We start from the raw sequence: 13,529 nt of genomic DNA on the forward strand, positions 1-13,529 counted from the left end.
GCCGGTCTTCGTCGTGGGGTCGAAGACCAGCGATCACGCGATTGCGCCAATCCGCGCCCGGTGCGCGCGCAACACGCGCTGCACGGTCGATCGCGACACGCGAAACAAGCTGGCGAGCTGGGCAGGGGAGCCTTGGCCGGATTCTGCCTTGGCGATGATCTCGGCGCGCTGAGGTCCGGTAAGGCTCGGCCGTCGTCCAAGGTGCCGCCCCGCCTTACGCGCGTGCGCCAGTCCGTTCATGGTCCGCTCGCGGATCATGGCGCGCTCAAACTCGGCGAACGCGCCCAGCATCTGCGTCATCAATCGGCCCGGCGCGGTGGTGGTGTCGATCGCCTCCGTCACCGATCGGAATCCCGCGCCTGCGACGGTGATCGCCTCAAGGGTGAACAGTAGATCGCGAAGCGAGCGCGACAGCCGGTCGAGCTTCCACACCACGAACACGTCGCCGGCCTTCAACGCGCCGATCGCGCGCGCCAGCTCGGGACGGTCAGCTCGGCCGCCCGATGCCTCCTCCTGGTAGATGGGATCGCACCCGGCATCGCGGAGCGCGCGAAGCTGCGGGTCTATGTCCTGGGAGTCGCCTCGGGACACGCGGGCATAGCCGATTTCCATGCCTTCATTCTGGCACGGGGTTGTGACACCTGCAAACCCTTGGAAAAGCTGTGTGGCTTTCAGCGGTAAATGTCACGAATGTCAGCACTAGGTGACGCCGATGACGAGGGTGCTGCGGGCGGCTTCCACGACATCCTCGCTGATGGTTGCGAGGCCGTTGATCTTCAGCACGCGCTCGATCTGCACGAACAGGCGGTGCAGTAGCCGGAAATTGCCACCTGTGATCCGAACGATGGCCGCGACCGCTTGCGCGTCGGTGAAATCGGCGTCGTCGAGGGCAAGGCCGAGGTCGCGCCAGCGGCGGGTCAGCACGAAGGTCAGCTCCGCATCCTGCAACGGCCGATATTGGTGGGCGAAGCCGACCCGGCTGAAGAGCTGGGGATAGCGCGCCATGCGCTTTTCGATACCGGGCATCCCGATCAGGATGAGCCCGATCCCCTGCCGATCGAACACGTCACGCATGTATTCCAGCGCCGTCGTCGACAGGCGCTCGGCTTCATCGACGATCACCATTTCGACGTAGCGGGTATGACGACTGACATAACGGACCTGTCCGACTTTCTGAGGCCGGACGTGTTCGTCGATGCAATGGTCCACTCGGTCGAGCAGCCGGGGCAGATCCTGCCGCAGTTCGCGCAACGTGCTGCCGACCGAAGGTGTGTAGAAAACCGCACGTGCCTGAGCGAGGTGGGCATAGATTTCCAGGTCGGATGGATCGCGTGGTCCCCAAACGGTGAGCAGGGGCGCAGCCTTGTGCCATCGGGCATACCGGCAGGCCGAGAGCGTTTTGCCGACGCCCGCTGGGCCATGACACAGGCCGATGTAGCGATGCTTCCGAACGGCGTCGGCGAACTCGATGAAGCGGCGGTGCTCTTGGGTCGAGATGAAGCTGGTCGCGCGCGTACTGCCGGCGGTCATCAGTCGCCCTCATAATAGGTGCGTAGCTTCGGCCGGCTTGGTGGCGGCGCCGGAGTCGCTGCGGAGACCGGCGCCAATTCAGGCAATCGCGCCGGTTTCGCGATCGGAGCCGGAGTGCGCAGGATCGCTGGAAGATAGTCTATAACGCTCGATTGCTTCTCCCTGATCTCCTGCCGCAGGCGACGCCGATGCGCGATCCGCGCCGCCTGGATGTCCTTTAGGGTGACACTGTTCGCGGCATGATCCGCATCGATCGCCCGGCACAGGAACACGTTGCGATGGAACACGCGGACTTCGCCCATGTCGCGGGGGTCGTAGCGGATCGTCACCGGCTCGCCGACGTAGGCTGCCAGCGTCGGATCGAAGTAGCGCAATCCCTCGAAGCGGATGCCGTCGCGGTGAACGGTGCGGGGCTTGGCGACCATGACCAGCAGCATGTCCAGTTCGGCAAGCGTCTCCGGCATCCGGGGCAACCAGCCATCGCCCCGCCATGCGGCTATCGGTGCCGCCCCGATCGAACGGTGGGGACGCGCATTATAGGTCGAGATGATCCAGGCGCCGATCGCCGCGTCCAGTTCGGCCAGTGAAAGGGCCGGTGGGGATACCGTCTTGCCGGCGCGCAGGTTGCCGGGGAGTTCGGCCAGCAGTTCGGTGTTGATGGTCCGGAACAGCCGCTCGATCTTGCCACGCCCCTGCGGACGGGCGACGGCTGAGTAGATCAGCCTGATACGCAGATCGGCCGCGGCCTGTTCGAGGTGGAGGCTGGTGAAGTCCGATCCGTGATCGACGTGCAGCACATCGGGAATGCCGCACACCGGCCATGCCGGATCGGCCTTGCGCCAGATGGCCTGGCGCAGCGCGAGCGACGTATTGAGCGCGGATGGCGCGCCGAGAAACACCATGTAGCCTGCGATCACGCGGGAATGATCGTCCACCACCGTCGTCAGCCACGGCCGTGTCGGCCTGCCACGAGCATCGAGGATGAGGATGTCGAGTTCGGTGTGGTCGGCCTGCCAGATCGCGTTCGGGCGATCGGCGCGATGACGATGGACCATCTCGTATTTGTCGCGGAAAGCGGCAGCGCCCTCATGCGCGAGCGTCAGCATCGCAGGATCGATCCGGCGCACGATATCGCGAACGCTGCCGTAGGACGGCGTGTGCCATCCATATTCGCTAGCGACATGCACAACGCGACGATGGATGGTTGCGATCGAGGCCGGCGGCTTCGTCAGCGCCATGCCCTGGATCAGTTGGACCAGACCCTCCGGGAACGTCCGTGTGCCAGCTTCCGGACGAAGCGGCCGCGCGAGGCCCATTGGACCGTTGGCGGTATAGCGAGCGAGCCATCGCTGGACGGTGCGCAGCGAAACACCGGCATCGGCCGCGACTTTGGCCAGCGACGCGCCACCATGCAGATGGGCGCGAAGTGCCGCCATTCGCCGCGCCACCTCCGCGCCTCCTGTCTCCGATCTTCGACCATCCGCCATGGTGATCGCCCCCTGTCCGATAGAGGATCGTTCAGCGGACTCGGCCGGTCGATCTCCAACAGCACGGAAAGCGGCCGAAAGCCGAGTCTCACATAGATGGTACCATATGTTTTGCGGTGATGGGGCCTTATACGTTACACTCCGGCTATGACGCACACGCTGATCGGCTATGCCCGCTGCTCGACCGACAAACAGGACCTTGCCGCCCAGCATGACGCGCTGCTCAAGCTCGGGGTGGCGGCCGATCGCATCTACACCGACAAGGGGCTCACCGGCACGAACCGGGATCGCCCCGGCCTCGACCAAGCACTAGCCGCAGTACGAAGCGGCGACACGCTGGTAGTGCCCAAGCTTGACCGGCTCGCGCGATCAGTTCCGGACGCGCGCGCGATCGGGGACGGCCTTGCTGCCCGTGGGGTGAAGCTACAGCTTGGTGCCAGCGTCCACGATCCGGCTGACCCGATGGGTAAGCTGTTCTTCAACATCCTTGCCACCTTTGCCGAGTTCGAGGCGGACCTCATCAAGCTCCGCACCCGCGAGGGCATGGCGGTCGCCCGCGCTAAGGGGAAGCTGCGTGGGAAGAAGCCCAAGCTGTCCGATCGGCAGCAGAAGGAGCTTCGTCGCATGTACGATACCGACGACTACTCGATCAGCGACCTCGCCGAGCTGTTCTCGATTTCCCGGCCGACCGTTTATCGAACGCTCGGCAGGCATGCTGCCACAGCGGCGGCAGCGGCATGAATCTCACCGAACAACAAGATGCGAGTAGTGCTCGCCGCTTCGACTTCATCCTTCGCCAAGGGCTGTGGCTGGTTTCACTTCTAGCATCCATCACGCTGCCCGTTGTTTACTTTTCACGTCCGTTTGCGCCGGTTACACCCGGCCTCACCAGTATTCTCGGTTGGGGTAGCCTCTTAGGCGTGATAGCTGGCTTGGGGTCTGCGGCTTTTTATGTTCCTCTGATGCGGCGTCAGTCTACCATTGGCCGCATCGGTTATTGGCTTACCTCGGCCATGATGGGTGCTTTCGCCGGTTGGGCAGCACTGGGTCTGCTGAATGACCGTGGTGGCACCCCTCTCGGAGATGTCGAACTGCCGATCGCCCGCGTCGAGCAGGCAGGTGATCAGTTCAGCATTTATACTATGCTACCTTCCTCACCCTCAAATATTATGCGGATATCATCGACCGAAATCATTGGCCTTCCTGTTGCCGGCCAATGCCTGTTCGGCAGATTGCGACGTGGTCTGTTCGCGGCTTCCTGGCTGTCGCGCCTTTCGGTTACGTCATGTTCGGCAAAGCGAGGTGAAGCAGGAACGAACGTGCTGATGCCGATAAATCGATGGATGGACTGGCGCTGGCACAAACCACGATCCTTCAGGCTGGACGGATCTCACCAAGCCTATGATGAGGCCCTTCCTCAGAGCGCAACGTGCCGGACCGAGCGGGAAAGCTGGCTTTATCAGTGCTTCCCCAAAGGAGCAGGCCGCAGGAGGCGACAATCAGTGATGTCACTTCGTGACATTTACCGCTGAAAGCTACAAAGCTGGGGCAGGGGGTTGGTGTCAGAACCGACCGGTTATGACACCAGCAGCGTTACGGACTAGAACGGCGAAACAGTAAACGTGTCGGCGTGATCAGTCGGGGATCAGTGCCCAACCACGCAGTTGCAAAGTCGCCATAGTCGTCAGCGCAGACACGTCAGTTTCGACACTCTTTCCTACCGTAGCGGGGTCGATCCCGTTTCCGATAAGAGCTTGGCTGCATACCCGAACGGATACACCCGCCTTTTTCAACGCCTCAATTAAGGCAAGGTTGGGATTCGCAGCTACTCCCGTCTTTGTCGCATAGGCGCGATCTTCGGTAACGATGGGCGTCGCCGGACCGTGGACGATCACGACGACATCGCCTTGTTCTGGACGAACGCCATCGTTGCCCAGCAGGTTCAAAAAGCGGGCGACCTTCTCCAGCGATGGATTGATTTTATCCGGCGTTGCCGCGGCCTTGGTCACATTGAACAGCACGCGATAGCGCAACTTGCGATCGGGCCGTTCCGCAGCACCTTCGACGGGTGTGATCGCGCCATATCCCGGTATCACCGCCTGCCTAGGCACGCCGGCTGAAGCACTGACGCTGCTCATGAGTGACAAGCATCCTGCAAGAGCAATGATTGGCATACGCATCCGCTTTTTCCTTCTTCAGCCGAAATGATCAGCCAACTCTCGCAAAAACGGCCGCACCGATGTTTTGCGGTCGAACCACGGACGGCGTCTCGCGCGGTCGCACTGGGCGGGGGGCCGGGGCCGTTTGGGGAGCCGACAGATCGTCGGCTCCGAACATCGCCTCCAGGGTTCGCACACACAGTGCGGCTGCATCGTCGGCAAGACGGTAGTGAACCTGCTTCGCCTCACGCCTGGTCTTCACCAGATCGGCGCGCCGCAGCTCGGCAAGCTGCTGACTGAGCGCTGGTTGGGTCACGCCCGTGGCCGCCTCGATGTCCGCCACCTGCCGTTCGCCACCCAGCAGATAGGACAGGATCATAAGGCGCTGCGGCTGCGCGAACACGCGCAGCTTCTCGACTGCAACGTCGGCAAGCGCGCGGGACTGGTAGATCGCCATCACCGGTCAGCCTTCGTCTGGTGAAACCAGTCGGCGCCTGCGTTCCCCGGCAAAGCGGGAGGCAGGAGCACGTCGTCGCCCGGCTGCCAGTCAGCGGGCGTATAGGCCTCGCCATCGGCCGAACGCTGCAACGCCCTGACCGTGCGAAGCATCTCGTCGACCGAGCGCCCGACATTCATCGGATACCAGCTGAGTGCGCGGATAATGCCTTTGGGATCGATGAAGTAGGTTGCACGTACCGTTGAGGCATCGCCAGCCTGCTCGTCGAGCATGCCGTAGGCATACCCAACCGCCATCGACGGATCCTCGATCACCGGAAACGGCACCTCGACATCAAAAACGTCGTGGATCGCGCGAAGCCAGGCGACATGAGAGTAGAGGCTGTCGACCGACAGCCCCAACAATACGCAATCCAGCTCCTCGAATTGAGGGGCCGCTTTAGCCAAGGCCACAAACTCGCTCGTGCAAACCGGCGTGAAGTCAGCAGGGTGCGAGAAAAACACAATCCAGCGCCCACGATACTGATCGAGCGCAATCTCGCCCTGAGTGGTGCGGGCGGTGAAGTTCGGGGCTGCATCCCCGATGCGCAGCGAGCGCGGCATGTTCGCTTCCATCATTTCCATTCCTCCCAAATGGCACGAACACCCCGTTGACGCAATACGCTTACACAGCTACATAAACCATGAGTTTGTTTAAATGGAGATGGTCATGGACCCGGTTTTGAGCGAAGCCAACGCCCAGATCAGACGCGCAAAAGCGGCCGGATCGCCGGTCGTTCAGTCCTTCTTTGATGAGCCTACCAACACAGCGACCTACGTCGTTTGGGACGTGGCGACGAAAAAGGCTGCGATCGTCGACAGCGTCCTCGATTTTGACGCCGCGGCTGGCCGGACCAAAACCGCGTCGGCGGACGCAGTGATCGCTTACGTGCGGGATCAGGGACTGACGGTCGATTGGCTGCTGGAAACCCATGCTCATGCCGATCACCTGTCTGCGGCACCTTATCTTCAGCAGGCGCTTGGCGGGCAGCTCGCGATCGGTCGTGAGATCATCCGGGTTCAGAACGTGTTCGGCAAAATCTTCAACGCCGGCACCGATTTTGAGCGCAACGGTTCCGAGTTCGACCGGCTGTTCGAGGACGGCGACCGCTTTGCCATCGGCAACATCGACGCCATTGCGCTGCACGTGCCCGGCCATACGCCGGCGGACATGGCCTATGCGATTGGGGACGCGGTCTTCACCGGCGATACGCTCTTCATGCCCGATTACGGCACCGCGCGGGCAGACTTCCCTGGTGGCGACGCACGCCAGCTATTCCGCTCGATCCGCCGGCTCATGCAGCTGCCGGACGAGACGCGCCTGTTCCTCTGCCACGACTACAAGGCGGTGGGTCGCGACCAATATGTCTGGGAGACGACTGTAGGCGCACAGCGTGTCGGCAACGTGCATGTCCACGAAGGGGTCAGCGAAGACGACTTCGTCGCGATGCGGACCAGTCGCGACGCCACCTTGTCGATGCCGAAGCTCATCCTGCCCTCGATCCAGGTGAACATGCGCGGTGGTCATCTGCCGGAGCCGGAAGCCAACGGCACCCGCTACCTCAAAATTCCGCTGGATGCGCTGTGATGCCAGGCTTTCCCCATGCCATGCCGCTCGAAGGCTTCATCGGCGGGCTGATGATCGGTGTCGCCGCGGCGATCATGCTGCTGGGCAACGGGCGCATCGCCGGTGTCAGCGGCATGTTCGCAAGAGTTTTGGGTCTTACCGATGGAGGTCCACCATGGGCCCTCGCGCTGCTCTTTACCGCGGGTCTGCCCTTGGGCGCGGGTATTGCTGCGGCCAGTTTGGGCGTGAAAGCCAGCTTTCCGGCATCGCTTTCGCTGATTGCCGTCGCCGGTCTGGTCGTCGGTATCGGAACGCGGCTTGGGTCCGGGTGCACCAGTGGTCACGGCGTATGCGGCCTGTCCCGCCTGTCGCCCCGGTCCATCGCCGCGACCGTCACGTTCATGGCGACCGGCGTCGTCACGGTCACGATCATGCGTCTGTCCGGGGTGATACTGTGATGCGCCAGAACCTCATTTCACTCGCTAGCGGGACGCTGTTCGGCGCCGGCCTTGCCATCTCCGGAATGATCGATCCGGCGCGGGTGCGCGCGTTCCTCGATGTCACCGGCGCGTGGGACCCGACCTTGGCGTTCGTCATGGCAGGCGCGATCCTGCCGATGGCGATAGCCTGGTTCGTCGTGCGGCGTCGCTCGACCCCGATCGCGGCCGAACAATTCCACACGCCCGCCACCTCGCCGATCGACCGGCGCCTCATCGGCGGTGCGGCCTTGTTCGGCATAGGCTGGGGCATCGTCGGATTGTGCCCAGGTCCCGCCATTGCCGCACTGGCGATCCAGCCTCTGCCGGCACTGGTCTTCATCGCTGCAATGGCCCTCGGCGTTGCCGTCCACCGCTTTGCATTCACTTCCCGCCGTTCGGCCTGATCAGACAGGAGACATCACATGGCTTTCAAGCAGATCACCTCGTCCTTCTCTGCCGCCCCCCAGCTGACGCAAGACGACCTCGCCGCTGCCGCGAAGGCAGGATATCGCTCGATCATCTCAAGCCGCCCGGACGGCGAGGAGGCGGGCCAGCCAAGCGCGGAAGAAATGGCCCGAATGGCAGGCGACCACGGTCTCGCGTTTGCCCATGTCCCTATCGTACCGGGCAAGGCGACTGACGCCGATGCGGATCGCATGAAGGAGGCGCTAGCCACGCTGCCACAGCCGACGCTCGGCTTCTGCCGTAGCGGGACGCGCGCGGCGACCTTGTGGGCGTTGGCCGAGGCCGATCGCGCCGACCCGGCGACGATCGTCGACCAAGCAAAGGCAGCCGGGTACGACCTTGCCGATCTCACGCCTGCGCTGAAGCGCCGTTCCGAAAGGGCTGATCAATGACCTACGACATCGTCATCATCGGGGGCGGTGCCGCCGGCATCGCGACCGCTTCCAGCATTCTGAAGCGCAACGCCAAAGTGACGATCGCGGTCGTCGATCCGGCGACCGACCATTATTACCAGCCCGGCTGGACGATGGTGGGGGCCGGCGTCTTCACTCCCGAACAGACGCGCAAGGCCGAATCCGACATAATGCCAAAGGGCGTTAAGTGGGTACGGTTGCCCGCCGTTGCCATCGACCCCGACCGTAACACGGTCGAGCTCGAAGACGGTGACACATTGACCTATCGCGTTCTGGTCGTCGCGCCCGGGCTGCGCCTGGCGTGGGAGAAGATCGAAGGGCTGCCTGAGGCTCTCGGCCGCAACGGCGTCACCTCCAACTATCGCTACGATCTGGCACCCTACACCTACCAGCTCGTCAAGGAATTGCGGCAGGGGCGGGCGCTGTTCTCGCAGCCACCCATGCCGATCAAGTGCGCCGGCGCACCGCAGAAAGCGATGTATCTCTCCTGCGACATCTGGCGGGATAGCGGCGTTCTCCCAGCTATCGACGTCGAGTTCCATAATGCCGGCGCAGCCCTGTTCGGGGTCCCGACCTACGTCCCGGCGCTGATGGAATATGTCGAGAAGTACGGTATCGATCTCAGGCTTGAGTCCAACCTGGTCGCGGTCGACGCCGATCGCCGCGTCGCCACGTTCGAGCGCAAGCAGGACGGCGTCTCCGAGCGGATCGAACGTGAGTTCGATATGCTCCATGTCGTGCCACCTCAGGTGTCACATGCGGTCGTCGCAAATAGCCCGCTTGCGGCTGCGAGCGGCTTCGTCGAGGTCGACGAGACTACGCTGCGGCACAAGCGATTTGAAAACATCTTTGGCCTTGGCGATGCCGCTGGCACCAGCAACGCCAAGACCGCCGCTGCTGCTCGCGTCCAGGCGCCCGTGGTCGCAGTCAACGCGCTGGCCGCGCTCGACGGCAGACCCCCGTTGCCGATTATAATGGTTACGGCTCATGCCCGCTCACGGTCGAACGCGGTAAGATCGTCCTCGCCGAGTTCGGCTATGGCGGAAAGCTGCTGCCCAGCTTCCCATCCTGGCTGCTGGACGGAACGCGTCCGACGCGCACCGCGTGGTTCCTGAAAGAGCGGATGCTGCCCCCGATCTACTGGCAGGGCATGCTGAAAGGCCGTGAGTGGATGGCCGCTCCACACGAGATCGGCAAGGCGGCATGATCCTCGAACCAATCCAGTATCTGCTTGGCGCCTTGTCCGGCAGCCTGGTCGGATTCACCCTCGGGCTCGTCGGTGGCGGTGGCTCGATCCTCGCCGTGCCGCTCATGGTGTATCTGGTGCGCGTTCCCGACGCGCACCTCGCCATCGGTTACGAGCGCGTTTGCCGTGGCGGCCAATGCCGCGACCGGTCTGATCGGTCATGCCAAGGCTCATACCGTAAAATGGCGGTGCGGCGGCATGTATGCGACTGCCGGCGTCATCGGTGCGCTACTCGGATCCACCGCGGGCAAGGCCGTCGATGGCGGCAAGCTCCTCTTTCTATTCGCGCTCGTCATGATCGTCGTCGGCGTTGTGATGCTGCGCGGGCGGGGTGACGCTGGTAATCCCGGTGCAGAATGCAACCGGGAGAAGGCGCCCAAGGTGCTGGGTTATGGCCTCGGCACCGGACTGTTTTCAGGCTTCTTTGGCATCGGTGGTGGCTTCCTGATCGTTCCCGGACTGATTGGATCGACGGGCATGCCGATCCTCAACGCCGTCGGCACGTCGCTGATCGCCGTCACCGCGTTCGGGCTAACGACCGCTGCCAACTACGCGTTCTCCGGGCTTGTGGATTGGCCGCTCGCCTTCGCCTTCATCGGCGGTGGAGTTATCGGCGGGTTGATCGGCACGCGGATCGCTAAGCGTCTGGGCACGGGCAGTACGCTCACCACGGTTTTCGCAATGCTGATCTTCGTGGTCGCAGCCTATATGCTCTGGAAGAGCGCAGGCGCGTTTCTGTGATGGGCAGCGCAATTGCCATCGGGCCGCTGATGATGGCGGTCGATCGCGGATTGGCGGTTCTGTGCGTCGCCGTGTTCCTCGGTTTGACGGCGCTGGCGGGACGGTTCCGCTTCCCGCGAGTGTCGATGGTCGCGACCAGTGCTATTGTCGTCGGGCTGGTGACGGCCCGGATCGGCTATGTCGCGACGCATTGGGCGAGCTACGCCGATGCTCCACTTTCCATCCTAGCTATATGGCAGGGAGGCTTCTCGGCCGTCGCCGGCCTCGCCGGCGCTGCGGTAACGCTGGCGTTCCGGCTCGGCCGACGCGCGCTCTGGCGATAGGCTGGGCAGCGCTTGCCGTAGCTGGCGGCCTCTGGTTCACGCTTCAGGCGCTGATTCCCGCCCGTGACCTACGGCCCCTTTCCCTATCATCTCGCCCTAACGACGCCATCCGGCGCTCCGCTCCCGCTTGATCGTTTCCGGGGTCGTCCCTTCGTGGTCAATCTTGGGCGACATGGTGCGGCCCATGCCGGCGCGAGCTGCCGATGCTCGATGCTGCTGCGTCGCGCCGTGGAGAGGTTCCGATTCTGCTCGCCGATCAGGGTGAGGCGCCGGCGACCGTTACCCAGTTTCCTTACCCGAAGGCATCGGTGCCGGCAACGTCGCGCTTGATCCCGACCGTAGGCTTTCCCGAGCCTTCGAAGTCGCCGGCTATCCCGCAACCGCCTTCGTCGCCGCGAATGGCACGATCGTGCAGCTCAGCTCGGAGAGTTGTCGCGCGCCGCGCTCGCCGATGGAATGATAAGGCAAGGAAACACCGATGAACCGCCGCAACCTTCTCTTTCGCGGCGCTCTAGCCGCCGCTTGGCTTTCGCCGTCCGATGACACCTGCGGTCGGGCAGCAGCAGCCTGATTTGTCGCGCAAGGCAGTCGTCGACGATCCCGTAGCCCCCAAGCGGGCCGGCACCGCCTATGACGTCACCGTTGTCGAGTTCTTCGACTACAACTGCCCTATTGCCGTCGCATGGAGCCGGTGCTGAACGCGCTGCTTCGCTCCGACCCGAAGGTCCGGATCGTGTATCGGGATTGGCCAATATTCGGACCCGCCTCCCGTGAGGCGTCCCGGGCGCCGTCGCGAGCCAGTGGCAGGGCAGGCATGCCGCCTTCCATGGAGCGCTGCTTGCCTCGCCGGCGCGGCTCGGACAGCGCCGGTATCAGGGCAGCTGCTGTGAAAGCCAAGGTGGGATTGGCCGCGTCCTGCAACGTGACCTGAAGACGCGTGGCGCGGAAATCGATGCGCTGCTCGCACGCACCCAATGCGATTGCCCGAAGCGATCGGGTTCAATGGGACGCCGGCGCTGATCGTCGGCTCGCAGGTCGTGGCCGGCGCGGTCGATCTGCCGGCGCTCCGCCGCCTCGTCGCCACGGCGCGCAGCAAGCCCGGAGGGCGTTGAGCGTGCCGGGGCCACTCAGTCGGAGGCAGGCGGTCGGGCTCGGCGCTGTAGTCGTGGGGGCTGGGCGGTCGGGACAGGTGCTGCGGCGCACCGCCCCGATTGGGGCGTGACGTTGGTCCGACCGCCGACCTGATCCTGACAGGCGGCAGTTCGCCTGAGCACGGTCCTGCCGACGCGACGTTGCGGCTTGCCGTTTTCACCGATTATCGTTGCCCGGCCTGCCGTCACGCCTTCCCCGCGTTGGAAGAGGCCGTGCGACGCGATGGCAAAATTAGGGTCATCTACAAGGATTGGCCGATCTTCGGTCCACCGTCTGAACGTGCCGCGAGCGTTGCGCTCAGCTGTGCCGAACAGGGCATCTACCCGGTCGTCCATCGCCAGCTGATGGCCGACAACCGTACGATTTGACGACGACATGCTGCGGGACGTCGTAATCGGCGCTGGCGGTGACTGGCTGAGCGCAACGACGTGGCTTGCTTCGCATGCACAGGCTGTCGCGGCGCGCCTGCGTGCGAACGGCCAAGAGGCCTATTCGATCGGCTTGGCCGGCACCCCGGGCTTTCTTGCCGGACGCATGCTGGTGATGGGCGCGATCGATCCGGGTGATTTCGAGCGGTTGTTCGCGCGGGCGCGGGCAGAAAGCTAACAGAGCGAGAGGATGAAAACATGATCGAGTATAAGCACGATGGTATGACCGTTGCGTCGCTCCATGATGAGCGCACTGGTAGCTTCCAATATGTTGTCGTCGACGACACTACGAAGACGGCTGCGATCATCGATCCAGTTCTGGATTTTGACCCGCGCGCTGGTGCGACCGCGACCCGAAACGCGGATCTTATCCTCGACTATGTGCGCGAAAAGGGGCTAACCGTCGAATGGGTGCTCGACACCCACCCACACGCCGATCATTTTTCAGCCGTTCCGTACCTCACCGGCAAGACCGGTGGCAAACCGCGATCGGCAACAAGGTCGTGGAAGTGCAAAAGCTGTGGCGGGACATCTACTGCCTGCCCGATCTCGCCGTCGACGGCAGCCAGTGGGACCGGTTGTTTGCGGATGGCGAGCGTTTCCGGATCGGCACGCTCGATGCTCATGTCATGCTGTCGCCGGGCCATACGCTTGCCTCGATCACTTATGTCGTCGGTGACGCCGCGTTCGTTCACGATACGCTGATGGTTCCCGATAGTGGCACAAGCCGAGCGGACTTCCCGGGTGGTGATGCTCATTCGCTGTGGTGCTCGATCCGCGCCATCCTCGATCTGCCACCCGAACCGCAACCTATGTTGGGCATGACTATGGCAAGGATGGCAGGGACGTACTTGGTCGCTCGACCGTCGCCGATCAGCGTCGCGACAACATCCATGTTCACGATGGCATCGACGAAGCCGAGTTCGTCGCGACCCGCGAGAAACGCGACGCATCGCTCCCACTACCCGACCTGATGCTCGCCGCGCTTCAGGTGAACATACGTGGCGGCCGGCTGCCGGATGCGGACAAGTGTGGGACGGCGTT

15 protein-coding genes and 4 pseudogenes are annotated in these 13,529 nt (G+C 63.5%); 13 read left to right on the forward strand and 6 right to left on the reverse strand.

The window, feature by feature from the left end; genetic code table 11:
- Positions 1-33: 33 nt before the first annotated feature.
- The 3 genes and pseudogenes from JW805_18435 to JW805_18445 form a co-directional block, all read right to left on the reverse strand.
- A complete protein-coding gene (locus tag JW805_18435; GenBank protein MBN2973987.1) occupies positions 34-612 on the reverse strand; it encodes a recombinase family protein in 579 nt (192 codons plus the stop codon).
- An 87-nt stretch (positions 613-699) separates the two neighbouring features.
- Positions 700-1,530, reverse strand: a complete 831-nt coding sequence (locus JW805_18440; GenBank protein ID MBN2973988.1) for an AAA family ATPase — start codon at positions 1,528-1,530, stop codon at positions 700-702.
- Between the two features lie 134 nt (positions 1,531-1,664).
- Positions 1,665-3,017: pseudogene (locus JW805_18445) on the reverse strand (DDE-type integrase/transposase/recombinase).
- Between the two features lie 147 nt (positions 3,018-3,164).
- Between JW805_18445 and JW805_18450 the strand changes: the two are divergent.
- Both JW805_18450 and JW805_18455 read left to right on the forward strand, forming a co-directional pair.
- Entirely contained in the window at positions 3,165-3,758 is a 594-nt protein-coding gene (locus tag JW805_18450) for a recombinase family protein (GenBank protein MBN2973989.1), read from the forward strand.
- A complete protein-coding gene (locus tag JW805_18455) occupies positions 3,755-4,549 on the forward strand; it encodes a hypothetical protein (GenBank protein MBN2973990.1) in 795 nt (264 codons plus the stop codon). The genes JW805_18450 and JW805_18455 overlap by 4 nt, the downstream gene beginning before the upstream one ends.
- A gap of 102 nt (positions 4,550-4,651) precedes the next feature.
- On the opposite strand, the gene JW805_18460 is transcribed toward JW805_18455, so the two are convergent.
- The 3 genes from JW805_18460 to JW805_18470 all read right to left on the reverse strand — a co-directional run bounded on the left by JW805_18460 (position 4,652) and on the right by JW805_18470 (position 6,256).
- Positions 4,652-5,155 carry a DsrE family protein gene (locus tag JW805_18460; GenBank protein MBN2973991.1) on the reverse strand — a complete coding sequence of 168 codons (504 nt, stop codon included), beginning with the start codon at positions 5,153-5,155 and terminating at the stop codon, positions 4,652-4,654.
- A gap of 70 nt (positions 5,156-5,225) precedes the next feature.
- A complete protein-coding gene (locus tag JW805_18465) occupies positions 5,226-5,633 on the reverse strand; it encodes a helix-turn-helix transcriptional regulator (protein MBN2973992.1) in 408 nt (135 codons plus the stop codon).
- A complete protein-coding gene (locus JW805_18470; protein MBN2973993.1) occupies positions 5,633-6,256 on the reverse strand; it encodes a peroxiredoxin in 624 nt (207 codons plus the stop codon). Before JW805_18470 ends, JW805_18465 begins: the two co-directional genes overlap by 1 nt.
- A gap of 79 nt (positions 6,257-6,335) precedes the next feature.
- Between JW805_18470 and JW805_18475 the strand changes: the two genes are divergently transcribed.
- From JW805_18475 to JW805_18525, 11 genes and pseudogenes are all read left to right on the forward strand, one after another.
- Positions 6,336-7,259, forward strand: a complete 924-nt coding sequence (locus tag JW805_18475) for an MBL fold metallo-hydrolase (protein MBN2973994.1) — start codon at positions 6,336-6,338, stop codon at positions 7,257-7,259.
- 20 nt (positions 7,260-7,279) lie between these two features.
- Positions 7,280-7,696: a YeeE/YedE family protein gene (locus tag JW805_18480; protein ID MBN2973995.1), complete on the forward strand. Its 417-nt coding sequence runs from the start codon at positions 7,280-7,282 to the stop codon at positions 7,694-7,696.
- Positions 7,696-8,121: a YeeE/YedE family protein gene (locus tag JW805_18485; protein MBN2973996.1), complete on the forward strand. Its 426-nt coding sequence runs from the start codon at positions 7,696-7,698 to the stop codon at positions 8,119-8,121. The genes JW805_18480 and JW805_18485 overlap by 1 nt, the downstream gene beginning before the upstream one ends.
- Before the next feature lie 18 nt (positions 8,122-8,139).
- Positions 8,140-8,574 carry a TIGR01244 family phosphatase gene (locus JW805_18490; protein ID MBN2973997.1) on the forward strand — a complete coding sequence of 145 codons (435 nt, stop codon included), beginning with the start codon at positions 8,140-8,142 and terminating at the stop codon, positions 8,572-8,574.
- Positions 8,571-9,802, forward strand: a pseudogene (locus JW805_18495) (NAD(P)/FAD-dependent oxidoreductase). Before JW805_18490 ends, JW805_18495 begins: the two are co-directional and overlap by 4 nt.
- A pseudogene (locus JW805_18500) lies at positions 9,799-10,582 on the forward strand (sulfite exporter TauE/SafE family protein). The pseudogenes JW805_18495 and JW805_18500 overlap by 4 nt, the downstream one beginning before the upstream one ends.
- Positions 10,582-10,905 carry a prolipoprotein diacylglyceryl transferase gene (locus JW805_18505; GenBank protein MBN2973998.1) on the forward strand — a complete coding sequence of 108 codons (324 nt, stop codon included), beginning with the start codon at positions 10,582-10,584 and terminating at the stop codon, positions 10,903-10,905. Before JW805_18500 ends, JW805_18505 begins: the two are co-directional and overlap by 1 nt.
- Positions 10,906-11,879: 974 nt before the next feature.
- Positions 11,880-12,017: a hypothetical protein gene (locus JW805_18510; GenBank protein ID MBN2973999.1), complete on the forward strand. Its 138-nt coding sequence runs from the start codon at positions 11,880-11,882 to the stop codon at positions 12,015-12,017.
- A 99-nt stretch (positions 12,018-12,116) separates the two neighbouring features.
- On the forward strand, positions 12,117-12,425 hold the full coding sequence (locus JW805_18515; GenBank protein ID MBN2974000.1) for a thioredoxin domain-containing protein: 309 nt from the start codon (positions 12,117-12,119) through the stop codon (positions 12,423-12,425).
- 7 nt (positions 12,426-12,432) lie between these two features.
- Positions 12,433-12,663, forward strand: a complete 231-nt coding sequence (locus JW805_18520; protein MBN2974001.1) for a hypothetical protein — start codon at positions 12,433-12,435, stop codon at positions 12,661-12,663.
- Between the two features lie 44 nt (positions 12,664-12,707).
- Positions 12,708-13,529 (forward strand): annotated as a pseudogene (locus JW805_18525) (MBL fold metallo-hydrolase).

This window comes from Roseomonas aeriglobus (assembly GCA_016937575.1).
GTDB lineage: Bacteria > Pseudomonadota > Alphaproteobacteria > Sphingomonadales > Sphingomonadaceae > Sphingomonas > Sphingomonas aerigloba.